The sequence below is a fragment of the Burkholderia sp. AU33803 genome (genome assembly GCF_002223095.1).
Classification (GTDB): domain Bacteria; phylum Pseudomonadota; class Gammaproteobacteria; order Burkholderiales; family Burkholderiaceae; genus Burkholderia.
Genome location: NZ_NKFJ01000004.1, coordinates 127,148 through 149,500 on the forward strand (window position 1 = coordinate 127,148; position 22,353 = coordinate 149,500).

Annotated in this window: 19 protein-coding genes and 1 other RNA gene; 14 read left to right on the plus strand and 6 right to left on the minus strand. The window is 66.1% G+C overall.

What is annotated here, in order from left to right; translation table 11 throughout:
• Positions 1-70 precede the first annotated feature (70 nt).
• Positions 71-1,459 (minus strand): adenylosuccinate lyase, encoded by a 1,389-nt coding sequence (purB, locus tag CFB41_RS03005; RefSeq protein WP_089455581.1) that lies wholly within the window; start codon positions 1,457-1,459, stop codon positions 71-73.
• A gap of 231 nt (positions 1,460-1,690) precedes the next feature.
• On the opposite strand from purB, the gene CFB41_RS03010 reads away from it, so the two are divergent.
• The 6 genes from CFB41_RS03010 (at position 1,691) to CFB41_RS03035 (ending at position 7,564) form a co-directional block, all read left to right on the plus strand.
• The gene (locus CFB41_RS03010) at positions 1,691-2,644 is read left to right on the plus strand and encodes a LysR substrate-binding domain-containing protein (protein ID WP_089455582.1); all 954 of its coding nucleotides are present in this window, start codon (positions 1,691-1,693) and stop codon (positions 2,642-2,644) included.
• Positions 2,645-2,908: 264 nt separating this feature from the next.
• Positions 2,909-4,195, plus strand: coding sequence for a Glu/Leu/Phe/Val dehydrogenase (locus CFB41_RS03015; RefSeq protein WP_089439231.1), 1,287 nt, complete (start codon positions 2,909-2,911; stop codon positions 4,193-4,195).
• A 251-nt stretch (positions 4,196-4,446) separates the two neighbouring features.
• Entirely contained in the window at positions 4,447-5,340 is an 894-nt protein-coding gene (locus tag CFB41_RS03020) for a glutamate/aspartate ABC transporter substrate-binding protein (RefSeq protein WP_179249948.1), read from the plus strand.
• Positions 5,341-5,424: 84 nt separating this feature from the next.
• A complete protein-coding gene (locus CFB41_RS03025) occupies positions 5,425-6,165 on the plus strand; it encodes an amino acid ABC transporter permease (protein WP_039361471.1) in 741 nt (246 codons plus the stop codon).
• Positions 6,165-6,842, plus strand: a complete 678-nt coding sequence (gltK, locus tag CFB41_RS03030) for a glutamate/aspartate ABC transporter permease GltK (RefSeq protein ID WP_089439233.1) — start codon at positions 6,165-6,167, stop codon at positions 6,840-6,842. The genes CFB41_RS03025 and gltK overlap by 1 nt, the downstream gene beginning before the upstream one ends.
• Positions 6,839-7,564: an amino acid ABC transporter ATP-binding protein gene (locus CFB41_RS03035; RefSeq protein WP_089439234.1), complete on the plus strand. Its 726-nt coding sequence runs from the start codon at positions 6,839-6,841 to the stop codon at positions 7,562-7,564. The genes gltK and CFB41_RS03035 overlap by 4 nt, the downstream gene beginning before the upstream one ends.
• Positions 7,565-7,666: 102 nt before the next feature.
• Here CFB41_RS03035 and CFB41_RS03040 read toward each other — a convergent pair whose 3' ends face one another.
• Together CFB41_RS03040 and CFB41_RS03045 are read right to left on the minus strand one after the other, a co-directional pair.
• Entirely contained in the window at positions 7,667-12,928 is a 5,262-nt protein-coding gene (locus CFB41_RS03040; RefSeq protein ID WP_089455584.1) for an autotransporter outer membrane beta-barrel domain-containing protein, read from the minus strand.
• Positions 12,929-13,565: 637 nt separating this feature from the next.
• Positions 13,566-14,477 (minus strand): class II glutamine amidotransferase, encoded by a 912-nt coding sequence (locus CFB41_RS03045; RefSeq protein WP_039361465.1) that lies wholly within the window; start codon positions 14,475-14,477, stop codon positions 13,566-13,568.
• A gap of 204 nt (positions 14,478-14,681) precedes the next feature.
• Between CFB41_RS03045 and pyrC the strand changes: the two genes are divergently transcribed.
• The gene (pyrC, locus tag CFB41_RS03050) at positions 14,682-15,746 is read left to right on the plus strand and encodes a dihydroorotase (RefSeq protein WP_089439236.1); all 1,065 of its coding nucleotides are present in this window, start codon (positions 14,682-14,684) and stop codon (positions 15,744-15,746) included.
• A 68-nt stretch (positions 15,747-15,814) separates the two neighbouring features.
• Positions 15,815-16,226: RNase P RNA component class A (rnpB, locus tag CFB41_RS03055), an RNA gene on the plus strand.
• A gap of 70 nt (positions 16,227-16,296) precedes the next feature.
• Here the strand turns inward: rnpB and CFB41_RS03060 are convergent.
• Entirely contained in the window at positions 16,297-16,761 is a 465-nt protein-coding gene (locus tag CFB41_RS03060; protein WP_172625585.1) for an OsmC family protein, read from the minus strand.
• Between the two features lie 436 nt (positions 16,762-17,197).
• The gene (locus tag CFB41_RS03065) at positions 17,198-17,506 is read right to left on the minus strand and encodes a DUF1090 family protein (RefSeq protein WP_089455586.1); all 309 of its coding nucleotides are present in this window, start codon (positions 17,504-17,506) and stop codon (positions 17,198-17,200) included.
• A 311-nt stretch (positions 17,507-17,817) separates the two neighbouring features.
• Between CFB41_RS03065 and rplM the strand changes: the two genes are divergently transcribed.
• Genes rplM through erpA form a run of 4 tightly spaced genes read left to right on the plus strand, consistent with a single transcriptional unit; the run spans position 17,818 to position 19,240 of the window.
• Positions 17,818-18,246, plus strand: coding sequence for a 50S ribosomal protein L13 (gene rplM, locus CFB41_RS03070; protein ID WP_009687896.1), 429 nt, complete (start codon positions 17,818-17,820; stop codon positions 18,244-18,246).
• A gap of 11 nt (positions 18,247-18,257) precedes the next feature.
• On the plus strand, positions 18,258-18,650 hold the full coding sequence (gene rpsI / locus CFB41_RS03075; protein ID WP_011883283.1) for a 30S ribosomal protein S9: 393 nt from the start codon (positions 18,258-18,260) through the stop codon (positions 18,648-18,650).
• Between the two features lie 9 nt (positions 18,651-18,659).
• A complete protein-coding gene (locus CFB41_RS38025; protein ID WP_166893546.1) occupies positions 18,660-18,848 on the plus strand; it encodes a hypothetical protein in 189 nt (62 codons plus the stop codon).
• A 20-nt stretch (positions 18,849-18,868) separates the two neighbouring features.
• On the plus strand, positions 18,869-19,240 hold the full coding sequence (gene erpA / locus CFB41_RS03080) for an iron-sulfur cluster insertion protein ErpA (RefSeq protein WP_011350956.1): 372 nt from the start codon (positions 18,869-18,871) through the stop codon (positions 19,238-19,240).
• A 114-nt stretch (positions 19,241-19,354) separates the two neighbouring features.
• On the opposite strand, the gene CFB41_RS03085 is transcribed toward erpA, so the two are convergent.
• Positions 19,355-20,503: an anhydro-N-acetylmuramic acid kinase gene (locus CFB41_RS03085; protein ID WP_089455587.1), complete on the minus strand. Its 1,149-nt coding sequence runs from the start codon at positions 20,501-20,503 to the stop codon at positions 19,355-19,357.
• 142 nt (positions 20,504-20,645) lie between these two features.
• Between CFB41_RS03085 and tyrS the strand changes: the two genes are divergently transcribed.
• Positions 20,646-21,887, plus strand: coding sequence for a tyrosine--tRNA ligase (gene tyrS / locus CFB41_RS03090; RefSeq protein ID WP_089439239.1), 1,242 nt, complete (start codon positions 20,646-20,648; stop codon positions 21,885-21,887).
• Positions 21,884-22,342, plus strand: a complete 459-nt coding sequence (dtd, locus tag CFB41_RS03095) for a D-aminoacyl-tRNA deacylase (RefSeq protein ID WP_011350959.1) — start codon at positions 21,884-21,886, stop codon at positions 22,340-22,342. The genes tyrS and dtd overlap by 4 nt, the downstream gene beginning before the upstream one ends.
• Positions 22,343-22,353: the final 11 nt, after the last annotated feature.

Consider the following 22,353-nt stretch of genomic DNA (forward strand, 5'->3'; position numbering starts at 1 on the left):
GCGCAGGCAACGAAAAAGCCCGATGCAATTGCTCGCATCGGGCTTTTTTTACGTGCGCAGACGGCGGCGCTTACGCGATCCGCTTCGCGAGTTCGACGGCCTTGCCGATGTACGACGCCGGCGTCATCGCGAGCAGGAGATCCTTCGCCTCTTGCGGGATCGCGAGCGTGCCGACGAACTCCTGCAGCGCTTCGCGCGTGATGCCCTTGCCGCGCGTCAGTTCCTTCAACTGCTCGTACGGGTTCTCGATGCCGTAGCGGCGCATCACCGTCTGCACCGGCTCGGCGAGCACTTCCCAGCAGTTGTCGAGGTCTTCGTTCAGGCGCTGCGGGTTCACTTCGAGCTTGTCGAGGCCGCGGATCAGCGAGTCGTACGCGAGCAGCGAGTAGCCGAGCGCGACGCCCATGTTGCGCAGCACCGTCGAGTCGGTCAGGTCGCGCTGCCAGCGCGACACCGGCAGCTTGTCGGCGAGGTGGCGCAGCGTCGCGTTCGCGAGGCCGAGGTTGCCTTCCGAGTTCTCGAAGTCGATCGGGTTGACCTTGTGCGGCATCGTCGACGAGCCGATTTCACCGGCCTTCGTCTTCTGCTTGAAGTAGCCGACCGAGATGTAGCCCCACACGTCGCGGTCGAGGTCGAGCAGGATCGTGTTCGCGCGCGCCACGGCGTCGAACAGCTCGGCCATGTAGTCGTGCGGCTCGATCTGGATCGTGTACGGGTTGAACGTGAGCTTCAGGCGGTTCTCGATCACGTCGCGCGAGAACGCTTCCCAGTCGAATTCCGGATACGCCGACAGGTGCGCGTTGAAGTTGCCGACCGCGCCGTTCATCTTGCCGAGGATCTCGACCTTCTCGATGCGCGTGATCGCACGGGCGAGGCGGGCCGCGACGTTCGCGAGTTCCTTGCCGAGCGTCGTCGGGCTGGCCGGCTGGCCGTGCGTGCGCGACAGCATCGGCTGCTCGGCGTGCGCGTGCGCGAGCGCGACGAGGCGCTGGTGGACCGTGCGCAGCGCCGGCAGGATCACGTGTTCGCGCGCGCCGGCGAGCATCATGCCGTGCGACGTGTTGTTGATGTCTTCCGACGTGCACGCGAAGTGGATGAATTCGCTGGCCTTTTCGAGTTCTTCCTGGCCCTTCACCGATTCCTTCAGCCAGTATTCGACGGCCTTCACGTCGTGGTTCGTCACGCGCTCGATGTCCTTGATGCGGGCGGCGTCGTGCGCGGTGAAGCGCTCGGCGAGCTGCAGCAGGAACTGTTCGGACGCGTCGGAGAAGCGCGGGACTTCCGCGAAGCCGGCGCGCGACAGCGCGATCAGCCAGTGCACCTCGACGGTGACGCGGTGGCGCATGAAGGCGGCTTCGGAGAGCCAGTCGCGCAGCGCTTCGGTCTTGCTGGCGTAGCGGCCGTCGATGGGCGAAAGCGCGGTGAGGGCGAAAAGCGTATCGGGACGAGTGTCGGACATGATCGGGCGGGCCTTGGGGCCGGGTCGAGCGAGGGGAGGGAGAATCCGGCATTTTACCATCGGCGCGGGACGATCCCGGCCGCGCGCGGCCGGCGGGCGCTGTCGCGTGCCGATACCGCGTCGGCGCCCGTTCGCGGCGGGGCGCCGGGCCGCTCGCCGCACCGCCGGCCGGGGCCGCCCGCCGGTAGAATGCAGGCTTCTTCCCGACCGCCGCCCGCCGCGCCCGCCTGCATGGAACTGAAATGGCTCGAAGACTTCGTCTCGCTCGCGGAAACGCGCAGCTTTAGCCGGTCCGCCGAGCTGCGGCACGTGTCGCAGCCGGCGTTTTCGCGGCGCATCCAGGCGCTCGAGGCATGGCTCGCGACCGAACTGATCGATCGTTCGGTCTATCCGACGCGGCTCACGCAGGCCGGGCAGATCTTCTACGAACAGGCGCTGACGATGCTGTCGCAGGCGCACGAGGCGCGCACGCTGCTGCGTGGCCACGTCGGCGCGCCGGTGCCGACGATCGAGTTCGCGGTGCCGCACACGCTGTCGCTCACGTACTTCCCGCGCTGGCTGCAGCGGATCGAGGCGAAGATGGGCCAGGTCCACACGCGGCTGCGCGCGCTGAACGTGCACGACGCGGTGCTGTCGCTCGTCGAGGGCGGCTGCGATCTCGTGATGGGCTACCACCACCCGAGCCATCCGGTCGCGCTCGATCCGGCGCGCTACGACATGCTGATCCTCGGCAGCGAGCCGATCAGCCCGTTCTCGGCGCCGGGCCGCGCGGGGCGGCCGCGCTATACGCTGCCCGGCACGGCCGACGCGCGCGTGCCGTACCTGTCCTATACGCCGAACGCGTATCTCGGCCGGATGACGGAAGTCATCGTCGCGAATGCGACGACACCGCTGTTCCTCGATCGCGTGTACGAGACCGACATGGCCGAAGGGCTGAAGGCGATGGCGCTCGCGGGCCACGGCATCGCGTTCCTGCCGCACAGCGCGGTCGAGGATGCGGTCGCGGGCGGCCGCCTGATCCGGCTCGACCGGTCGGTGCGCGGCGGCGCGTTCCCGTTCACGCTGACCATGGAGATCCGGCTGTACTGCGACAAGCTCGCGCTGCAGGGCGACGATCCGCGGCAGAAGCTCGTGCGTGCGCTGTGGGACGTCGTGCGCGACGAACTGCGCGAAACCGCGGGTTAACCGTGGGCGGTTAACCGCCGGCCTGCTGTCGTCGAGCTTGCGATGCCTGTCGGGCGGCTGTCCGGCGGCCGTCCCGCCTTCGGGAAACACGATTTTTCACGCACGCGATGCACGATCGATCGCGGGCGTTCTTGCGCAAATCGACCGCAGATTTGCGAAAAATCGCGATCATGCAAGAAACGCATAATCGAATAAGCAAACGGCATTGGATAAAAAAAACGGGTTTTTCGACAATGTGCGCACCTGTTGACCGTTGGAGCATCCATGTCTTCGCAATTGCAGTCCATCCCGTCCTACCTGCACGCCGACGATCTCGGCCCGTGGGGCAACTACCTTCAGCAAGTCGACCGCGTCGCGCCGTATCTCGGTTCGCTGTCGCGCTGGCTCGAAACGCTGAAGCGCCCGAAGCGCATCCTGATCGTCGACTGCCCGATCGAGCTCGACAACGGTACCGTCGCGCACTTCGAAGGCTATCGCGTGCAGCACAACGTGTCGCGCGGCCCGGGCAAGGGCGGCGTGCGTTACCACCAGGACGTGACGCTGTCGGAAGTGATGGCACTGTCCGCATGGATGTCGGTCAAGAACGCGGCCGTGAACGTGCCGTACGGCGGCGCGAAGGGCGGTATCCGCGTCGACCCGCGCAAGCTGTCGCGTGGTGAGCTCGAGCGCGTGACGCGCCGCTACACCAGCGAAATCGGCATCATCATCGGCCCGAACACCGACATCCCGGCGCCGGACGTCAACACCAACGAACAGGTGATGGCGTGGATGATGGACACGTACTCGATGAACCAGGGCCAGACGTCGACCGGCGTCGTGACCGGCAAGCCGATCGCGCTCGGCGGTTCGCTCGGCCGCAAGGAAGCAACGGGCCGCGGCGTGTTCGTCGTCGGCAGCGAAGCGGCGAAGAAGAAGGGCCTCGAGATCGAAGGCGCACGCATCGCGGTGCAGGGCTTCGGCAACGTCGGCGGCATCGCGGCGAAGCTGTTCCAGGAAGCGGGTGCGAAGGTGATCGCGGTGCAGGATCACACGGGCACGATCTACCAGCCGGCCGGCCTCGATTCGAACAAGCTGCTCGACCACGTCGCACGCACGGGCGGCGTCGCGGGCTTCGAAGGCGCGGAGCCGATGCCGAATGACGAGTTCTGGACGGTCGAAACCGACATCCTGATCCCGGCGGCACTGGAAAACCAGATCACCGAGAAGAACGCAGGGAAGATCCGCACGAAGATCGTCGTCGAAGGCGCGAACGGCCCGACGACGACGGCGGCGGACGACATCCTGACCGCGAACGGCGTGCTGGTGATCCCGGACGTGATCGCGAACGCGGGTGGCGTGACCGTGTCGTACTTCGAATGGGTGCAGGATTTCTCGAGCTTCTTCTGGACGGAAGACGAGATCAACCATCGTCTCGAACGCGTGATGCGCGAAGCGTTCTCCGGCGTGTGGGCGGTCGCGGAAGAGCACAAGGTGTCGGTGCGTACCGCAGCGTTCATCGTTGCGTGCAAGCGCATCCTGATGGCGCGCGAAATGCGCGGCCTGTACCCCTGATCGGCGGTTGCCGATTTCAGATCGGTTGACTACGATCAATCCATGACGCAATCCGTCCGGTTGCGTGCATGAACCCTCGCGGGCGGTGCCGAATCCGGCATCGCCCGCGCGCGCATTCAGGCGCCGGAAGGGCGCCCGAAGCCGGGAGGACGGCTTCGCGCAGCGCGATGCGTAGTGCGGTAAACAACCAGTACTTTCAAAAATATTACTTTGATACACTGGCGCGGGTTTTAGCCAAGGAGATGACCAAAATGAAATACCAAAAGGCAGTCCTGATGTTCGCGGCGCTTTGCGCGTTCGCAAGCGGCGCGCATGCTCAGGAGACGGGCACGCTGAAGAAGATCAAGGACACGGGCGTGATCGCGCTGGGGCACCGCGAATCGTCGATTCCGTTCTCCTACTATGACCAGAGCCAGCAGGTGGTCGGCTATTCGCGCGAATTCCAGCTGAAGGTGGTCGACGCGGTGAAGAAGAAGCTGAACCTGCCGAACCTGCAGGTGAAGAACATTCCGGTCACGTCGCAGAACCGCATCCCGCTCGTGCAGAACGGCACGGTCGACATCGAGTGCGGCTCGACCACCAACAACGTCGAGCGCCAGCAACAGGCTGCGTTCTCCGACACGATCTTCGTGATCGGCACGCGCCTGATGACGAAGAAGGATTCGGGCGTCAAGGATTTCGCCGACCTGAAGGGCAAGACGGTCGTGACCACCGCCGGCACGACGTCGGAGCGCCTGCTGCGCAAGATGAACAACGACAAGCAGCTCGGCATGAACATCATCAGCGCGAAGGATCACGGCGATTCGTTCAATACGCTGGAATCGGGCCGCGCGGTCGCGTTCATGATGGATGACGCGCTGCTCGCGGGCGAGCGCGCGAAGGCGAAGCAACCGGGCGAGTGGGTGATCGTCGGCACGCCGCAATCGGAAGAAGCGTACGGCTGCATGATGCGCAAGGGCGATGCGGACTTCAAGAAGGTCGTCGACGACGCGATCTCGCAAGTCGAGAAGTCGGGCGAAGCCGCGAAGATCTACGCGAAGTGGTTCGAGAACCCGATCCCGCCGAAGGGGCTGAACCTGAACTTCCCGCTGTCCGATTCGATGAAGAAGCTGTACGCGAACCCGAACGACAAGGCGCTCGACTGACCGCAGGGCCGTTGATGCAGAAATGACGCTAATGAGACGGAAGAGGCCCCGCTTCTTCCGTCTCTTTTTGCTGGAGTCTTGCCCATGTCTTACCACTGGAACTGGGGCATCTTCCTGAGCCCCGTATCGACCGGCGAGCCGACGACTTATTTCGGATGGCTGATGTCCGGCTTCTGGGTGACCATCGAAGTGTCGCTCGTCGCCTGGGTCATCGCGCTGATCGTCGGTTCGCTGTTCGGCGTGCTGCGCACCGTGCCGAACAAATGGCTGTCCGCGATCGGTACCGTGTACGTGTCGATCTTCCGGAACATTCCGCTGATCGTGCAGTTCTTCGTCTGGTATCTCGTGATACCGGAGCTGCTGCCCGCGTCGATCGGCACCTGGATCAAGCAATTGCCGCCCGCCACGCAGTTCTTTACCGCGTCGATCATCTGTCTCGGCCTGTTCACGGGGGCGCGCGTGTGCGAACAGGTGCGCTCGGGGATCAACGCGCTGCCGAAGGGCCAGCGCGCCGCCGGCCTCGCGATGGGTTTCACGCAATGGCAGACGTACCGCTACGTGCTGCTGCCCGTTGCGTACCGGATCATCGTGCCGCCGCTCACGTCGGAATTCCTGAACATCTTCAAGAACTCCGCCGTCGCGTCGACGATCGGCCTGCTCGACCTGTCCGCGCAGGCGCGCCAGCTCGTCGACTACACCGCGCAGACGTATGAGTCGTTCATCGCGGTGACGCTCGCCTACGTGATCATCAACCTCGTCGTGATGGCGTTCATGCGCTGGATCGAAGGCCGTACGCGGCTGCCCGGCTATATCGGAGGCAAGTGATGCATCAGTTCGACTGGAGTAGTATTCCCGGCGCGCTGCCGACGCTGTGGACGGGGGCGGTCGTCACGTTCCAGATCACGCTGATCGCGATCGTGGTCGGGATCGTCTGGGGCACGCTGCTCGCGCTGATGCGGCTGTCGGGCGTGACGCCGCTCGCGTGGTTCGCTAAAGCGTACGTGACGGTGTTCCGTTCGATCCCGCTCGTGATGGTGCTGCTGTGGTTCTTCCTGATCGTGCCGCAGCTGCTGCAGGGCGTGCTCGGGTTGTCGCCGACGATCGACATCCGTCTCGCGTCGGCGATGGTCGCGTTCTCGCTGTTCGAAGCCGCGTATTATTCCGAGATCATCCGCGCCGGCATCCAGGCGGTGCCGCGCGGGCAGGTGAACGCCGCGTTCGCGCTCGGCATGAACTACGCGCAGGCGATGCGCCTCGTGATCCTGCCGCAGGCGTTCCGCGCGATGGTGCCGCTGCTGCTCACGCAGGCGATCGTCCTGTTCCAGGATACGTCGCTCGTGTACGTGATCAGTCTCGCGGACTTCTTTCGCACGGCGGCCAACATCGGCGATCGCGACGGCACGACCGTCGAGATGGTCCTGTTCGCCGGCGCATGCTATTTCGTGATTTGCTCGTTGGCGTCTGCACTCGTCAAGGGTCTCCAGAAAAAGGTCACAAGATGATTTCCATCAAGAACGTTTCGAAGTGGTACGGCCAGTTTCAGGTTCTCACCGACTGCACGACCGAGGTCAAGAAAGGCGAAGTGGTCGTCGTGTGCGGCCCGTCGGGCTCGGGTAAATCCACGCTGATCAAGACCGTGAACGGCCTCGAGCCGTTCCAGCAGGGCGAGATCCTCGTGAACGGCCAGTCGGTCGGCGACAAGAAGACGAACCTGTCGAAGCTGCGCTCGAAGGTCGGGATGGTGTTCCAGCATTTCGAGCTGTTCCCGCACCTGTCGATCACCGAGAACCTGACGCTCGCGCAGGTCAAGGTGCTCGGCCGCGGCAAGGACGAGGCGAACGAGAAGGGCATGAAGCTGCTCGAGCGCGTCGGCCTGAAGGCGCATGCGCACAAGTTTCCCGGCCAGCTGTCGGGCGGCCAGCAGCAGCGTGTCGCGATCGCGCGCGCGCTGTCGATGGATCCGATCGCGATGCTGTTCGACGAGCCGACGTCCGCGCTCGACCCCGAGATGATCAACGAAGTGCTCGACGTGATGGTCGAACTTGCGCAGGAAGGGATGACGATGATGGTCGTCACGCACGAGATGGGCTTCGCGAAGAAGGTCGCCCATCGCGTGATCTTCATGGACAAGGGCGCGATCGTCGAGGACGACCGCAAGGACGATTTCTTCTCGAATCCGAAATCGGAACGCGCGAAGGACTTCCTCGCGAAGATCCTGCACTGAGCGTTCGCGCGCGTCGGCGCTGCCGATGCGCCGATACGAAAAAACCGCCCGGCCGAACGCCGGGCGGTTTTTTTTCGTCCACCGTTACGCGGGTGAGCGCCGTTACCAGCTGTAGCGGTAGCCGACCTGCCCGACGATGCCGCGCCGGTAGTCGCCGCCGATGTTGCGCGCGATCTTCGCGTTCGCGTACAGCTCGCCCGACTTGCCGAAGCCCGCGGTCACGCCGACGCCGAGTTCGTACCACGTGCGGCCGAGATGCGTCGCGAACGGCGTGCCGCCGACGACGGTCTGGCCCGGCGACAGGAAGTCGTGCAGCACGTCGGCCGTGAAGTACGGCGTGGCGGCGCCGCCGCCCGAATCCGACTGGAGGTTCGGCCGGAAGATGCGCACGCCGACGCGGCCGCGCAGCGCGTTCGTCGTCGTACCCGATACCGCCGAGACGTTGTCGTTGAACCCGTTCAGCTTCAGGTACTGGTACATCAGCTGCGCCTGCGGCTCGACCGCGACCGGCAGCGCACCGATCGCGAACGGCTTGCCGACTTCCTGCGACAGTGCGATGCCGAAGCCGTTCTGCGACGCCTCGTTGCCGTAGCTGTCGCGGTAGCGGTTGCCGTAGTGCGTGACCTGCCCGACGCTGTCGAAGTACGTGCCGTCGGACAGGTACTTCGTCCAGTAGCCGCCGATGCTCTGCGCATGCATCTCGACCGAACCCGTCGACGTCGACAGGTTGGCCGTGTCGGCGCGCGCCATGTCGCTGAAGCTTGCGTTCGACACGCCGATGCTGGCCGTCACGCCCGCATGCGTGCTGCCGCCGCCGTTCGGTGCCTGGTCGAGCGTCCAGTCCTTGCCGAACTGCGCGAAGAACGTCCGCTCGTCGGCCGCGAAGCGCCCCGCGTTTGCATCGAGGCTCTGACCGCCGATGCGCCCCCACACGCCGTCGCGATTGCCCGGCTGCTGCTTTTCGAGGTTGTAGATGTCGCCGACGCGCTCGTGCAGCTTGCCGAGCGTGGAGAAGCCGTAGTCGGCGTTGAGCAGCGGTGTGAGGGCATAGCCCGAGACCCCGGGGCGATACGCGAGCGTGCCGCCGTTGCCATTCCCGTTGTTGCCGCCGTCACCGCCGCCGGACGGGTGGATCGGGTCGCCGGGGTCCGACGGATCGAGTTGCGACCGCAGGTACCAGCCGTTCGCGTCGGCTTGCCCGCCGCGATAGAGCCGGTATTCGTACGCACCCGCCTGCACGGGGCCCGCGAGCTGGAACGCCGATGCGGTGGTCGTGCCGCCGTTGGCCGTGACGACCACCGGAATCCCGTCGCCCTTCGTCTGCGCGCCGGTGCCGGCCGTGTTGGCGATCTTCAGGCCCGTCGTGCCGCTCGCGGCGCCGCCGTTCACGATCACCCGATCGGTCGGCGACGCGTCGGCGCCGAGGAACGTATTGAGCGCGATCGTGCCGCCGTTGCCGACGTAGCTGCCGGTCGTCAGCGTCTTGTAGCTGCCCGCGAGCGTCGGCGAACCGGTCGGTGCGGCGAATGCGACGAGGCCCGCGTTGTTCAGGCTGCTCAGCACCGAGCTGCCCGTCATGCGCCACGTGCTGGTGTTGTCGACGGTCAGTGCGACCGGATCGATCTTGCCGGTCAGCGTCGTGCCGTTCGCGAGGAACACGTTGCCGGTGCTCGAAGCGTCGGAGACGATGTCGCCGGCCAGGTTCACGGCCGATGCGGTGAAGGTGGCGCGGCTGCCGTTCGACAGGTCGAGCAGCGTGCCGTTGCCGGCCGTCACCACCGTGCCGTTGCGCACGGCGATGTCGGCCGTGCCGCCGCGCACCGCGAAAGCCGGCCCGGTGACGGACGCGACGCTGCCGCCGTCGACGAGCACCGAACTCGTCGCGCCGTTTGCGAGCGTATCGGACGTCAGCACGCCGGCCGTCGCACCCTTGAGCGTCGTGCCGGTCAGCGCGAGCACGCCGCCGCTGTCGGCGGTGGCGCCGTTGCCGGCGGCGCTGGCGATCGTCGAGCCCGTATCGCCGATGCGGCCGCCGTTTTGCGCGACGAGGCCGTCGGACGTCGCGCCCGACGTGGTGATCTTCGCGCCCGACAGCAGCGCGGTCGCGCCGCCGGTCGTCACGATCGCGGCCGAACCCGCGCCGGTCGTCGCGACGGTCGTGCCGTTGGCCGCCAGCGTCGAATCCGCCCCCGACACGAAGAAGCCGCGTGCGTTGTCGCCGGTGGTCCGGACGACGGTCGCCGTATCGGCTGCGATGCGTGCGCCGGCGCCCGTCGACGACAGGCCGTCGGCACCGCTGCCGGTCGTGCCGATCTGCGTGCCGGCCAGCGCGATCGTCGCGTTCGTCCCCTGGTTGTCGACCCCCTTGCCCGAGCCGCCAACCGCGATCGATGTCGCGCCGGCTGCCAGCCCGCCGCCCGTCACGCTCGAGTCGATCAGCACGCCGTCGGCACTGCCGTTCGCGATGACGGTGCCGGCGCCCGACAGCGCGACCGATGCGCCGGTGCCCGTCAGGTGGACGCCCGCGATGCCGTCGTCGGCTTCGATCGAACCGGCGTTGGCGAGCGTCGCCGACGCACCCTGCACGAGCGCGCCGGTGCCATTGGATACGCGGATCGTCGACGCGTTGTTCACCGTGCCGAGCGCGCCGATCACGACGCCCGTCGAGCCGGCGCCCGTCAGCAGCACCGTGTCGCGGTTCTCGAGCGTGCCGAGGTTCTGCGCGACGAAGCCAGTGACGCCGGCCGTCGATGACGTGACGGCGGCGTGGTTGGTGAGCGTCGTCGCGACCGGTGTGCCGGCATTGGCGCCGGCGAGATCGTGCGCCTGGCCGTCGACGACGCCGGCGATCGCACCGGCCGCGTTCAGGTTGATCGTCGCGCCCGCGTCGATCGTGCCTTGCGCGCCGCCTTCGACCGCGATCGCGATGCCGTTCGCGCCGTTGACGTTGTAGATCGCGTTGCCGGTCGACAGCACGGTGCCGGCGTCGGTCGCGAGCACGCCGTGCGCACGCTGGCCGTTGACGTCGGTCGTCAGCGCGCCGGCCGTCGACGTGCCCGTGTAGGCTGCGCCGCCCGCGACGCGGAACAGCGTCGAATCGTCCGTGTCGACGCTGAGGTGCTGCGCAGCGACGTTGATCTTCGAGCCCGCGCCATACGCGTAGAAGCCGATCTGGCTGGTGCCCGACATGAAGGCCGGCACGGCGTTGGCGCCGACGTTGATCGTCGCGCCCGAGCGTGCATGCACGCCGATCGCGCCGGTGCCCGTCAGGTTGAGCGCACCGTTGAGCGTGGCCGTGGCGCTCGGCCCTTCAGCCCACACGCCGTAGTTACGCGTGCCGGAGGCCGGATCGAGGCCGCCGGCGACGTCGATCGTGCCGCTCGACAGCGCGGACGTTGCCTGCGCACCGGTGCCGACCACCATGATGCCGATGCCGTTGACGCCGTTCAGCGTGATGGTGCCGGTGTTGGTCACGGTCGCCGCCGTGTCGGCCGCGAGCATGCCGACGTTGGCGAGCGGCGTGCCGGCGGCCGCGCCGTTGACGACGATCGCGCCCGCGTTGGTCAGCGTGCCGGACGCCGAGCCGATGCTCGCCAGCGCGGCGCCGTTCTGCGTCTGCGAGCCGATCACGATCGTGCCGAGGTTGCTCGCGGTGCCGGAATTGCCGAGCAGGATGCCGTAAGCGTGCGCGGCGAGTGCGACGTCGCTTGCCGTTCCGCCGGGCGCGTACTGCGCCGAGCGGCCGAGGGTGATCGTGCCGCCCGCTTCGTTCGTGAAGCTGCCGCCATCGACGAGGCCGCCGATCACCTGGCTGTCGAGCGTCGTCGCATTGACGCCGACGTTGATCGTGCCGGCGTTCGAAGCCGTCGCACCGCCTGTCACGGCGACCGCGTAGTTCTGCAGGTCCGGCTGGTTGCCGTCGAGCGTCCACGCGCCGACGTTCATCACGCCGTGGTTGACGAACGACGTGCCCGTGCCGTTCGCAAATACGCCGTTGCCTTCGGTGTACGCGTGGTAGTTGAAGTTGTTCGGCGGCGTGCTGCCGCTCGTGTCGAAGTTGTCGCCGGACGCGTACCCGGACGAGATCACGCCGTTGTTGACGCCGCTTGCGCCGCTCAGCAGGCGCACCAGCGTGAAGTCGCCCGACAGGCGCCCGTCGTTGATGAAGTGCGCGCCGTTTTCCGCGAGGACGGCCGAGCTCGAGTCGATCGTGTTGACGCCGCGGAAGTCGATCTGGCCGTCCTTGCCGATCTGCAGTGTCGCGTTCGCGCCCGTGCCGTGCATCGCCGACAGGAAACCGATCGGCAGCGTGTTCTTGTCGCCCGGGGACACGTTGTTCTGATACTGGAAGGATTGCTGCGAGAACGTGACGGCCTGGCCGAACGCGCTGTCGTAGGCGGCCTGCGAGCCGAGCGCGCCGCTTTGCACCGAGCGCACGAGAAAGTCGTTGTACGCGGCGAGCGATGCGGCGTCGGTGACCTTCCAGGTGCTGCCGTCGAATGCGGTGAAGGTGCCCGCGTAGGCCGGCACGTCGAGCTGGCGGCTGCCGATGGCGCCGCCGTCAGCCAGGTAGTCGCCGGTGGTGAACCGGATCTGGTTGCGTGAGTTCCAGGTGACGGTGCTTTTCGCGGCGCCCGTGCCGTCCGCGAAAGTCAGGTCGGTCTGCTTCGCGGCCATCTCGATCGCGTTGCCGGCTGCATCGGGCGCGTTCGCCGCATTGCCGATCGACACGTTGAGCGTGCCGCCGGTGGCGGCGACGGTGCCGATGCGCGCGTTCACATACTGATCGCCGTTCACGTCGTGGTAGACGGGTACCGCGGTCGTGCCGGCCGTCGACGCGGCGAACGCGGACGAGTCGTAGGTCGCGACCGACGTGTGGGTGCCGGTGATCGAGTCGGGTGTGCTGACGCTGCGTGTCTTGCCGCCGAGCGACAGCAGCGGCTGGTTCGGGTTGCCCGACACGATGGTCGTGCTGCCGATCGGCGTGAGCGTGTAGCCCGGGTCGCCGCCGGCGCCGGTCCATGCGCCCGACACGCCGACGGTGTCGCCGCCCGAGACGGTGGCGGAGCCTGCCAGGTTGTCGTTGACGGTCGGGCTGAAACTGCCGGGCGCGCAGGTGCCGCCGCTCGCGACGGCCGCGCCGCCGCCGCACGTCGATGCGTACGCGGAGCCGGCCGACAGTGCGGCCAGCGCGGCGCCGACTGCCGCGATGCGAAGCGATGCCCGGTGCGTCGCCGCGAGCGCGGCGCGGCGGCTCGTGCCGGATGCGCCGCCCGAACGCTTGCCGCGCGCCCGTGCGGTTTCCGCGGCCGCAATCCAGCAGCCGGTGGCCTCGTTCCATATCGATCGAAATGAATGATTCACGACAAGCCCCTATCTCTTGTTTTGATGTGGTTTTCACCATGGCGCAGTGAAATCGCAATCCGCGGTGGAGAATGGCGTGAATGGGGGTGCGGCGGCCGTGGCCGTTTCTCCGCGAATCGCGATTCGTTACACCGAGGATGGGGCGGAGTCTATTGATCGTGCAGGCGATGGATTGTCGGGAAGCTAACAAATGCGGCAATCATGTCGATTTCATCCGGTATTTCTGGATTGTGTGACGAATCGAACTGAAGGCCTTGTCGGGTAAGGATCGGGTGGATTCTGGCGATGTGAGTCAGCGATTGCCGGCTCGGTAAGGTGGCGCACGTTTTACGCCAGATTGGTGCGTTAAAATGCCTCCGCCCGGATTATATGCTTGCTCGACGTATATTATTTTTCGCCTTTTAATTTCTTTCGTTTGAAAATAAATTAAATCAAACGAATATGGTGTGGCGGCGCTTCGATATGCCGGACTTTAGTCCGGATGAAGGGAGATCGGTGCGGGGAGGGCCATTGACGCCGATAGCGAACGTCGCCGAATCGCCTGCGTACCAAGTCACCGCCGCGATCGGACGCGGCGCGCCGCCGACTTGCCGCACAGCGGCGAAAACGTGAAGGGAAGAGGGCGCGGGCGCCGGGCTCAGAAGTCGATCGCGTCGTCGGAATCGACTTCGGCGGCGGTGGCGAGCACCTCGCGCGTGTCGCGCGGCGCCGATGCCGACGCGTCGAGCGACGGATTGCGCAACTTCTCGAGCACGCGTTCCGGCACCGGGATCCGCATCCGCGCGGCGACGTCGCCGCACTGGAACATGATCAGCTCGCCCGGCTCGAACGCGGTCCAGACTTCGTTGTCGGTGAGCGGCTGCGTCGCGATCACCGCGACGCGATCCTCGGGCGTCGTGTATTTCGCGAAGTCGATCGACAGGTCTTCGTCGACGAGGTGCGCGGTCGAGAACGGCCAGCGCCGCACGAGGTAGTGCAGCCGCGTCGAGCAATGCGCGAACAGCGCCTGGCCGTTCGACATCAGGAAGTTGAACACGCCGTGATCGGTGATGCCGCGCGTCAGTTCGCCGACGCGTTCGAACAGTTCGGGCAACGGCGGCTGCGCGCCGGGGAACGCTTCGCGCAGCCCCTGCATCAGCACGCAGAACGCCTGTTCGCTGTCGGTCGTGCCGACCGGATGGTAGACGCTGCCGTCCATGTCCGGTGCGTAGTCCTGCAGGTCGCCGTTGTGCGCGAAGATCCAGTGCCGGCCCCACAGCTCGCGCATGAACGGATGGCTGTTCTCGAGCAGGATGTGGCCTTGCGTCGCCTTGCGGATGTGCGCGATCGTGTTCTTGGACTTGATCGGGTAGCGCTTCACCATTTCGGCGATCGGCGACGTGGCGGATGCCTGGTGATCGATGAACAGGCGGCAGGCCTTGTCTTCGAAGAACGCGATGCCCCAGCCGTCGGCGTGGTGATCGGTGAGCCCGCCCCGGGCCGCGAAACCTGTGAAGGAGAATGTGACGTCCGTCGGCGCGGCGCAGTTCATTCCTAAGAGTTGGCACATTTTACTTGGGGCGGCAGGCTGAGGCGGGGGTAACGAACCGGGCGAACCCCGGTACAATGCGGCTTCTAGCATATCACCGAGCCCTGAGCGGTAAAAAGCGGATTCCGCCGGCCGAAGGCCCCGTGTTGCGGTTTGCCGTCAGTCGGCCCGCGCACGCGCGTTCCGGCCCCGCCGATGGCCAGCCCGTTCCTCACGACGCTTCCTATGACTGCCTCGAACGCTTCCTCCCCGGCGACGCTCTCGCTCGCCCGTCCCGACGACTGGCACCTGCACCTGCGAGACGGCGACATGCTGGCCGCCGTGCTGCCGCACACCGCGCGCCAGTTCGGCCGCGCGATCGTCATGCCGAACCTGAAGCCGCCGGTGACGACCACCGCGCAGGCGCAGGCCTATCGCGAGCGCATCCTGGCCGCGCTGCCGGCCGGAATGACGTTCGAACCGCTGATGACGCTGTACCTGACCGACAACACGCCGCCCGACGAGATCCGCCGCGCGCGCGAAAGCGGCTTCGTGCACGGCGTGAAGCTGTATCCGGCGGGCGCGACGACGAATTCCGACCACGGCGTCACCGATCTCGCGAAATGCGCGAAGACGCTCGAGGCGATGCAGGAAACCGGCATGCCGCTGCTCGTGCACGGCGAGGTGACCGATGCGTCGATCGACCTGTTCGACCGCGAGAAGGTCTTCATCGACCGCGTGATGACGCCGCTGCGCCGCGATTTCCCGGGCCTGAAGGTCGTGTTCGAGCACATCACGACGAAGGACGCGGCCGACTACGTGCGCGACGCCGACGCGGCGCCCGGCCTGCTCGGCGCGACGATCACCGCGCATCACCTGCTGTACAACCGCAACGCGCTGTTCGTCGGCGGGATTCGCCCGCACTACTACTGCCTGCCGGTGCTGAAGCGCGAGACGCATCGCGTCGCGCTGGTCGAGGCCGCGACGTCGGGCAACCCGCGCTTTTTCCTCGGCACCGACAGCGCGCCGCACGCGCGCGACGCGAAGGAAACCGCGTGCGGCTGCGCGGGCTGCTACACGGCGCTGCACGCGCTCGAACTGTATGCGGAAGCGTTCGACACCGCCGGCGCGCTCGACAAGCTGGAAGGCTTCGCGAGCTTCTTCGGCGCCGATTTCTACGGGCTGCCGCGCAGCGCCGAGACGGTCACGCTGCGTCGCGAGTCGTGGGAACTGCCGCGCGAGATCTTCGCAGGCGATACGCCCGTCGTGCCGCTGCGCGGCGGCGAGACGATCGGCTGGAAGCTGGCGTAAGCCACCGCGCCGGCGCGCGAACCCGGCCCCATGCGGCCCGCGGCGCGCAGTGCTAGAATGCGCGTCGCAAAGCAGGCCAGGCAGTCGCGGCCTCGCCGCCTTCGGGCGCGCGGGGGCGAGGAAAGTCCGGACTCCACAGGGCAGGGTGATGGCTAACGGCCATCCGTGGCGACACGCGGAACAGGGCAACAGAAAGCAAACCGCCGATGGCCCGGCGCAAGCCGGGATCAGGTAAGGGTGAAACGGTGCGGTAAGAGCGCACCGCGGCGACGGCGACGTTCGCCGGCACGGTAACCTCCACTCGGAGCAATTCCAAGTAGGCAGGCGCGCATTTTCGGATGCAGGACGGGGCCCCCGTCTCGTCTGCGGGTAGGAAGCTTGAGCGCGTCAGCAATGGCGCGCCTAGAGGAATGGCTGCCACGCGTTGCGCGCTTCGGCGCGCAGCGTGCACAGAATCCGGCTTATCGGCCTGCTTTGCGGTTCGAATGCGAAAGGGCCGGCGTCTCCCCACGGAGCGCCGGCCCTTTTTTCATGCGCGCTCGCCGTGCGTTCAGCCGGCGACGATGTCGAACGAATGCGTGAGTTCGGCCGTCTTCGCGATCATGATCGACGCGGAGCAATACTTGTCGTGCGACAGGTTGATCGCGCGTTCGACCGTGGACGGGTTCAGGTTGCGCCCGGTGACGGTGAAGTGGAAGTGCACCTTCGTGAACACCTTCGGATCTTCGCTCGCGCGCTCGGCCTTCAGCGTGACCGAGCAGCCGCTCACTTCCTGGCGGCTCTTCTTCAGGATCAGCACGACGTCATAGGCCGTACAGCCGCCGGTGCCGAGCAGCACCATTTCCATCGGGCGCGGCGCGAGGTTGTGGCCGCCGCCTTCGGGCGCGCCATCCATCGTGACGAGGTGGCCGCTGCCGGTCTCGGCGGAAAACGCCATGCCGTCCTGGCCCATCCAGCTTACTTTGCATTCCATGCTTGCACTCCAGCGTTGCCTGATTCGGATTCGATCCGGCATTGTAGCCCGCTGCGCAACGGTCGGCTGATGCGCTGCACGACGCGCAATGCCGGAGCCGTGCGAGCGACGCGCCGGACGGCCAATTCCCGCTCGGATTTAGGGTTTTTGCTCTAGAAACGGGGCGTTTTCGAGCCGGTCCGATGGGATCAGGTGATTGATTTAAAAGGGAAAAATGGAATTTTCAAACGCGACGCGAAATATTCCGCATTATGGTGTTTGATTTCGTAATGCAAATTTTCTTGTGAAGTCGGCGACGCGTTCGTATAATGAGCCTCATTGGTTGTCGCGCTGCGACAACCTCCGAATGTCTCCTCCACCCTCCTCCTATGGTGGATTAAGCCCGAACCAGCCGTTCGGGCTTTTTTTCGTCCCATGCAAACATCGGCGCGCGGCTTGCGCGCCCCGGCATCACGGTATCCCCGGAAACCCGTAATCGTTACGCAGGTTGCTTTGCGTCCGACTGTGACGTCGCGCCACCGGACGGCGTGCCGGTTGAGCGCGCATCAGGTGCGGGCACGTGGACGGCCGACGCGTGGCCGTGCCCGCGTGCGCAGAAGTGGCGGACGCGTTCGCGCACCGCGCGCAGGCGGGCGACGCGATCCTCGGCATGAGCGGCGCGGGCTTCGGTAATGCGGGTATCGAGTGCGTCGAGCTTGGCTGCGCAGTCGGCCTGGGCGGCCACGGCGGGCGCTGCGGCGGCGAGCAGGGCCGCCGCAAGGAAGGGCGTAAGTCGTTGATTCATCATGCTTGTTTGTTGTTTTCCAGATTCGGCCGGTCTGGCGCGGGAGGGTCCTGTGCCGCGCGTCGATGGGTGCCTCCCCAGGCGCTCGGTTCGCCTGGCTTCTTGGGGCACGAACGGATTTTGGCCCATTTCGGCCGCCGTGGACACGGGGAGTGGATTCCCTTTGACCGCGTTGCCGTATTTCCTTTATAATTCAGGGCTTTTCCGCATTCATGCCCACGGAAAAAGAACAGGGAGAGCCTGCACCGCGCCTCGAAGCGCACACAGACAAGCAGGAAGAACACATCGGGCAAAGCAATTTTTTTGGATCGATCATGAAGACGTTTTCCGCAAAAGCCCATGAGGTGACGCGCGAATGGTACGTGATTGACGCGACGGATAAGGTTCTCGGCCGTGTTGCCAGCGAAGTGGCACGCCGTCTGCGCGGCAAGCACAAGCCTGAGTTCACCCCGCACGTCGACACTGGTGATTTCATCATCATCATCAACGCGAGCAAGTTGAAGGTCACGGGCAACAAGACTCTGGACAAGAAGTACTACCGTCACTCGGGCTACCCGGGCGGTATCTATGAAACGACGTTCGGCAAGATGCAAGAACGCTTCCCGGGCCGCGCGCTCGAGAAAGCGGTCAAGGGCATGCTGCCGAAGGGCCCGCTCGGCTACGCGATGATCAAGAAGCTGAAGGTCTACGCTGAAGCTACGCATCCGCATTCGGCGCAACAGCCGAAGGCGCTCGAGATCTAAGGGGAGCCCACATGATCGGTAACTGGAACTACGGTACGGGCCGCCGCAAGAGCGCAGTCGCACGTGTCTTCATCAAGGCTGGCAAGGGCGACATCATCGTCAACGGCAAGCCCATCGCTGACTACTTCTCGCGCGAAACGTCGCTGATGATCGTGCGTCAACCGCTGGAACTCACGAACCACGGCCAGACGTTCGACATCAAGGTCAACGTCAACGGCGGCGGCGAAACGGGTCAGGCAGGTGCAGTGCGCCACGGCATCACCCGTGCACTGATCGACTACGATGCGACGCTGAAGCCGTCGCTGTCGAACGCAGGCTTCGTCACGCGCGATGCACGTGAAGTCGAGCGTAAGAAGGTTGGTCTGCGCAAGGCACGTCGCGCAAAGCAGTTCTCGAAGCGTTAATTCCGCTTCATGGCCTCGCCGCTCCCGGGCGGCGTCCGCCGGAAAAACCGCCAGCGTTCGCGCTGGCGGTTTTTTTATGTCCGCTTTCAGGCGCGTGCTGCCGCGGCCCGCGCGGGCGTGTTTGATGAAATCGACAAGAACCTATTGATTTCATGGACTTCAGCACGATCTTCTGATCGGCCCTACAATAGCGGCTAAAGCTTTTTGGAGAGTTCGCAATGAACGCTGTTACCGAATCCGCAGCAACGACGGCCGAAATGCCGGTTCCGTTCGTCTTCACCGACGCCGCGGCCGACAAGGTCAAGCAACTGATCGACGAAGAGGGCAATCCCGACCTGAAGCTGCGCGTGTTCGTGCAGGGCGGCGGCTGCTCCGGCTTCCAGTATGGCTTCACGTTCGACGAGGAAGTCAACGAGGACGACACCGTGATGAACAAGAACGGCGTCCAGCTCCTGATCGACTCGATGAGCTACCAGTACCTGGTCGGCGCCGAGATCGACTACAAGGACGACCTCAACGGCGCCCAGTTCGTGATCAAGAACCCGAATGCGAGCACCACCTGCGGGTGCGGCTCGTCGTTCTCGGTCTGAGCACACGGCAGATCCGATCCGGTTCGCCGGAATGAAAAACGGGGCTTCATGCCCCGTTTTTTTCATGCCCATTCGCGTTGGCGGTGCGGCGCCCGCTGTGCGGCAGGCGCGGCGTCAGCGCGGATAGAGCGCGCCTAGCACGCGGTTGCCGGCTGCGCCCGTGACGGTCGCGAGATTGCCGGGCTGGCGCGCGGTGAAGCGGTACGCGAGCCACGCGAATGCGAGCGCCTCGACCTGCTGCGGCGGCACGCCGAGCGCGGCCGTCGTATCGACCGTGGCCGGCACGCCGGCCTCGCGCAGTGCGTCCCGGAGGGCGTCGAGCAGCACCGGATTGCGTGCGCCGCCGCCGCAGACGAACACGGCCTTGCAGCCCGCTGCGTGCTGCGCGATCTCGCGTGCGACCGACACGGCCGTGAGCGCGGTAAGGGTCGCCTGCACGTCCTCCGGCGTGACCTGCGCGAACGCGCTGAGCTTCGCGTCGAGCCATGCGGGATTGAACAGGTCGCGCCCGGTGCTTTTCGGCGGCGGGGCGGCGAAATACGGCTCGTCGAGCAGCGCGTCGAGCAGCGGTGCGTGGACGGTGCCGCGCGCGGCGAACTTGCCGCCGTCGTCGTACGGCTTGCCGAGATGGCGGGTCGCCCATTCGTCGAGCAGCGCGTTCGCGGGGCCGCAGTCGAAGCCGCGCACGTCGCCGCCTTCGCCGGGCAGGATCGTGATGTTGCTGATCCCGCCGAGATTGCAGACGACACGCGTTTCACCCGGCGCGCCGAACACCGTCGCGTGGAAGGCCGGCGCGAGCGGCGCGCCATGGCCGCCCGCGGCGACGTCGCGGCTGCGGAAATCGGCGATCACGTCGAGCTGGGTCAGCTCGGCGAGCAGCGCCGGGTTGTTGATCTGCCGCGTATAGCCGCGCTCGGGGCGATGGCGCACGGTCTGGCCGTGCACGCCGATCGCGCGGATCTCGTCACGCGACAGCCCGGCCGTGCGCTGCAATTCGTGGCAGCACACCGCATAGCGCGCGACCAGCGCGTTCGCCGCGAGCGATTCGCGGTCGATTTCATCGTGGCCGGGCTGCTGCAGCGCGAACAGGGCGTCACGCAGCGATTGCGCGAAGCCGACGAACGCTTCCGCGAGCACGACCGGCGCACGGCCGGCCTCGAAGCGCACGGCGACGCCATCGACGCCGTCCATGCTGGTTCCCGACATCAGCCCGAAGTAGATGCCGTCGGCCGGATGGGCATGTTGCGGCTGTCGTTGCGGCACGTTGGGTTCTCCTGGATCGTGCGGCGCGGGCCGGTGCCGCGCGCCTTGCGCCCGATTATCCGCGCAACGTGACGTGCCGTTAAGCGATGGGCGCGCAAGTTATGGGAAAATCCCTGTTTTTGCGACATTCTTCCTGGCACCGATGAGCACCGAACCCAGTTCCAAGCCTGTTTTCCCGATCACCGACGAAGTCCGGCATGCGCTCGCCGTCACGAAGCGCGGCGTCGACGAGCTGCTGGTCGAGGAAGAGTTCGCGCAGAAGCTCGCACGCAGCGCTGCGACGGGCACGCCGCTTCGCATCAAGCTCGGCCTCGACCCGACCGCGCCCGACATCCACATCGGCCATACGGTCGTGCTGAACAAGATGCGCCAGCTGCAGGACCTCGGCCACACGGTCATTTTCCTGATCGGCGATTTCACGTCGCTGATCGGCGATCCGTCGGGCCGCAACGCGACGCGCCCGCCGCTCACGCGCGAACAGATCGAGTCGAACGCGAAGACCTACTTCGAGCAGGCCGCGCTCGTGCTCGACCGCGACAAGACCGAAATCCGCTACAACAGCGAATGGTCGATGCCGCTCGGCGCGGACGGGATGATCAAGCTCGCGTCGCGCTACACGGTCGCGCGGATCCTCGAGCGCGAGGATTTCACGAAGCGCTTCCAGGGCGGCGTGCCGATCTCGATCCACGAATTCCTGTACCCGCTGATGCAGGGCTACGACTCGGTCGCGCTGAACGCCGACCTCGAGCTTGGCGGCACCGACCAGAAGTTCAACCTGCTGGTCGGCCGCGAACTGCAGAAGCAGTACGGCCAGGAACAGCAGTGCATTCTCACGATGCCGCTGCTCGAAGGCCTCGACGGCGTCGAGAAGATGTCGAAGTCGAAGGGCAACTACGTCGGCATCAGCGAGCAGCCGAACGACATGTTCGGCAAGCTGATGAGCATCTCGGACACGCTGATGTGGCGTTACTTCGAGCTGCTGTCGTTCCGTCCGATGGACGAGATCGACGGCTTCAAGCGCGAGATCGAAGGCGGCCGCAACCCGCGCGACTTCAAGGTGCTGCTCGCGCAGGAAATCGTCGCGCGCTTCCACTCGCAGGCCGATGCCGAGCGTGCGCTCGAGGACTTCAACCACCGTGCGAAGGGCGGCGTGCCGGACGACATTCCGTCGGTCACGCTCGCGGGCGCGCCGCTCGCGATCGGCCAATTGCTGAAGCAGGCCGGCCTCGTGCCGTCGACGAGCGAGGCGCTGCGCAACATCGAGCAGGGCGGCGTGAAGATCGATGGCGCGACCGTGTCGGACAAGGGCCTGAAGGTCGAAGCCGGCGAGTTCGTCGTGCAGGTCGGCAAGCGCCGCTTCGCACGCGTCACGCTCACGGCATGATCGCGCTGATCCAGCGCGTGAAGCGCGCCGACGTGCGCGTCGGCGATCGCACGACCGGCGAGATCGGCGCGGGCCTGCTCGCGCTGGTCTGCGCGGAGCGCGGCGACACCGACGCAGCGGCCGACAAGTTGCTCGCGAAGATGCTCGGCTACCGCGTGTTCAGCGACGCCGCCGGCAAGATGAACCTGCCGGTGTCGAATATCGACGGCGAAGGCCGTGCGGGCGGCCTGCTGCTCGTGTCGCAGTTCACGCTGGCGGCCGATACCAACAGCGGGCTGCGTCCGAGCTTCACGCCGGCCGCGCCGCCCGACGAAGGCGCGCGGCTGTTCGACTATTTCGTCGCGGCCGCGCGGGCGCGCCATCCGGTCGTCGAGACGGGCGAGTTCGGCGCCGACATGCAGGTGTCGCTCGTCAATGACGGCCCCGTGACCTTCTGGCTGCAAGTGCGGCCCTGATTCTTCCCCGG

What these genes read in the sequence shown, in the direction of transcription:
- purB (WP_089455581.1), bottom strand. Translation starts at nt 1,459, where the DNA reads ATGTCCGACACTCGTCCCGATACGCTTTTCGCCCTCACCGCGCTTTCG.
- CFB41_RS03010 (WP_089455582.1), top strand. Translation starts at nt 1,691, where the DNA reads ATGGAACTGAAATGGCTCGAAGACTTCGTCTCGCTCGCGGAAACGCGC.
- CFB41_RS03015 (WP_089439231.1), top strand. Translation starts at nt 2,909, where the DNA reads ATGTCTTCGCAATTGCAGTCCATCCCGTCCTACCTGCACGCCGACGAT.
- CFB41_RS03020 (WP_179249948.1), top strand. Translation starts at nt 4,447, where the DNA reads ATGAAATACCAAAAGGCAGTCCTGATGTTCGCGGCGCTTTGCGCGTTC.
- CFB41_RS03025 (WP_039361471.1), top strand. Translation starts at nt 5,425, where the DNA reads ATGTCTTACCACTGGAACTGGGGCATCTTCCTGAGCCCCGTATCGACC.
- gltK (WP_089439233.1), top strand. Translation starts at nt 6,165, where the DNA reads ATGCATCAGTTCGACTGGAGTAGTATTCCCGGCGCGCTGCCGACGCTG.
- CFB41_RS03035 (WP_089439234.1), top strand. Translation starts at nt 6,839, where the DNA reads ATGATTTCCATCAAGAACGTTTCGAAGTGGTACGGCCAGTTTCAGGTT.
- CFB41_RS03045 (WP_039361465.1), bottom strand. Translation starts at nt 14,477, where the DNA reads ATGTGCCAACTCTTAGGAATGAACTGCGCCGCGCCGACGGACGTCACA.
- pyrC (WP_089439236.1), top strand. Translation starts at nt 14,682, where the DNA reads ATGACTGCCTCGAACGCTTCCTCCCCGGCGACGCTCTCGCTCGCCCGT.
- CFB41_RS03060 (WP_172625585.1), bottom strand. Translation starts at nt 16,761, where the DNA reads ATGCCGGATCGAATCCGAATCAGGCAACGCTGGAGTGCAAGCATGGAA.
- CFB41_RS03065 (WP_089455586.1), bottom strand. Translation starts at nt 17,506, where the DNA reads ATGATGAATCAACGACTTACGCCCTTCCTTGCGGCGGCCCTGCTCGCC.
- rplM (WP_009687896.1), top strand. Translation starts at nt 17,818, where the DNA reads ATGAAGACGTTTTCCGCAAAAGCCCATGAGGTGACGCGCGAATGGTAC.
- rpsI (WP_011883283.1), top strand. Translation starts at nt 18,258, where the DNA reads ATGATCGGTAACTGGAACTACGGTACGGGCCGCCGCAAGAGCGCAGTC.
- CFB41_RS38025 (WP_166893546.1), top strand. Translation starts at nt 18,660, where the DNA reads ATGGCCTCGCCGCTCCCGGGCGGCGTCCGCCGGAAAAACCGCCAGCGT.
- erpA (WP_011350956.1), top strand. Translation starts at nt 18,869, where the DNA reads ATGAACGCTGTTACCGAATCCGCAGCAACGACGGCCGAAATGCCGGTT.
- tyrS (WP_089439239.1), top strand. Translation starts at nt 20,646, where the DNA reads ATGAGCACCGAACCCAGTTCCAAGCCTGTTTTCCCGATCACCGACGAA.
- dtd (WP_011350959.1), top strand. Translation starts at nt 21,884, where the DNA reads ATGATCGCGCTGATCCAGCGCGTGAAGCGCGCCGACGTGCGCGTCGGC.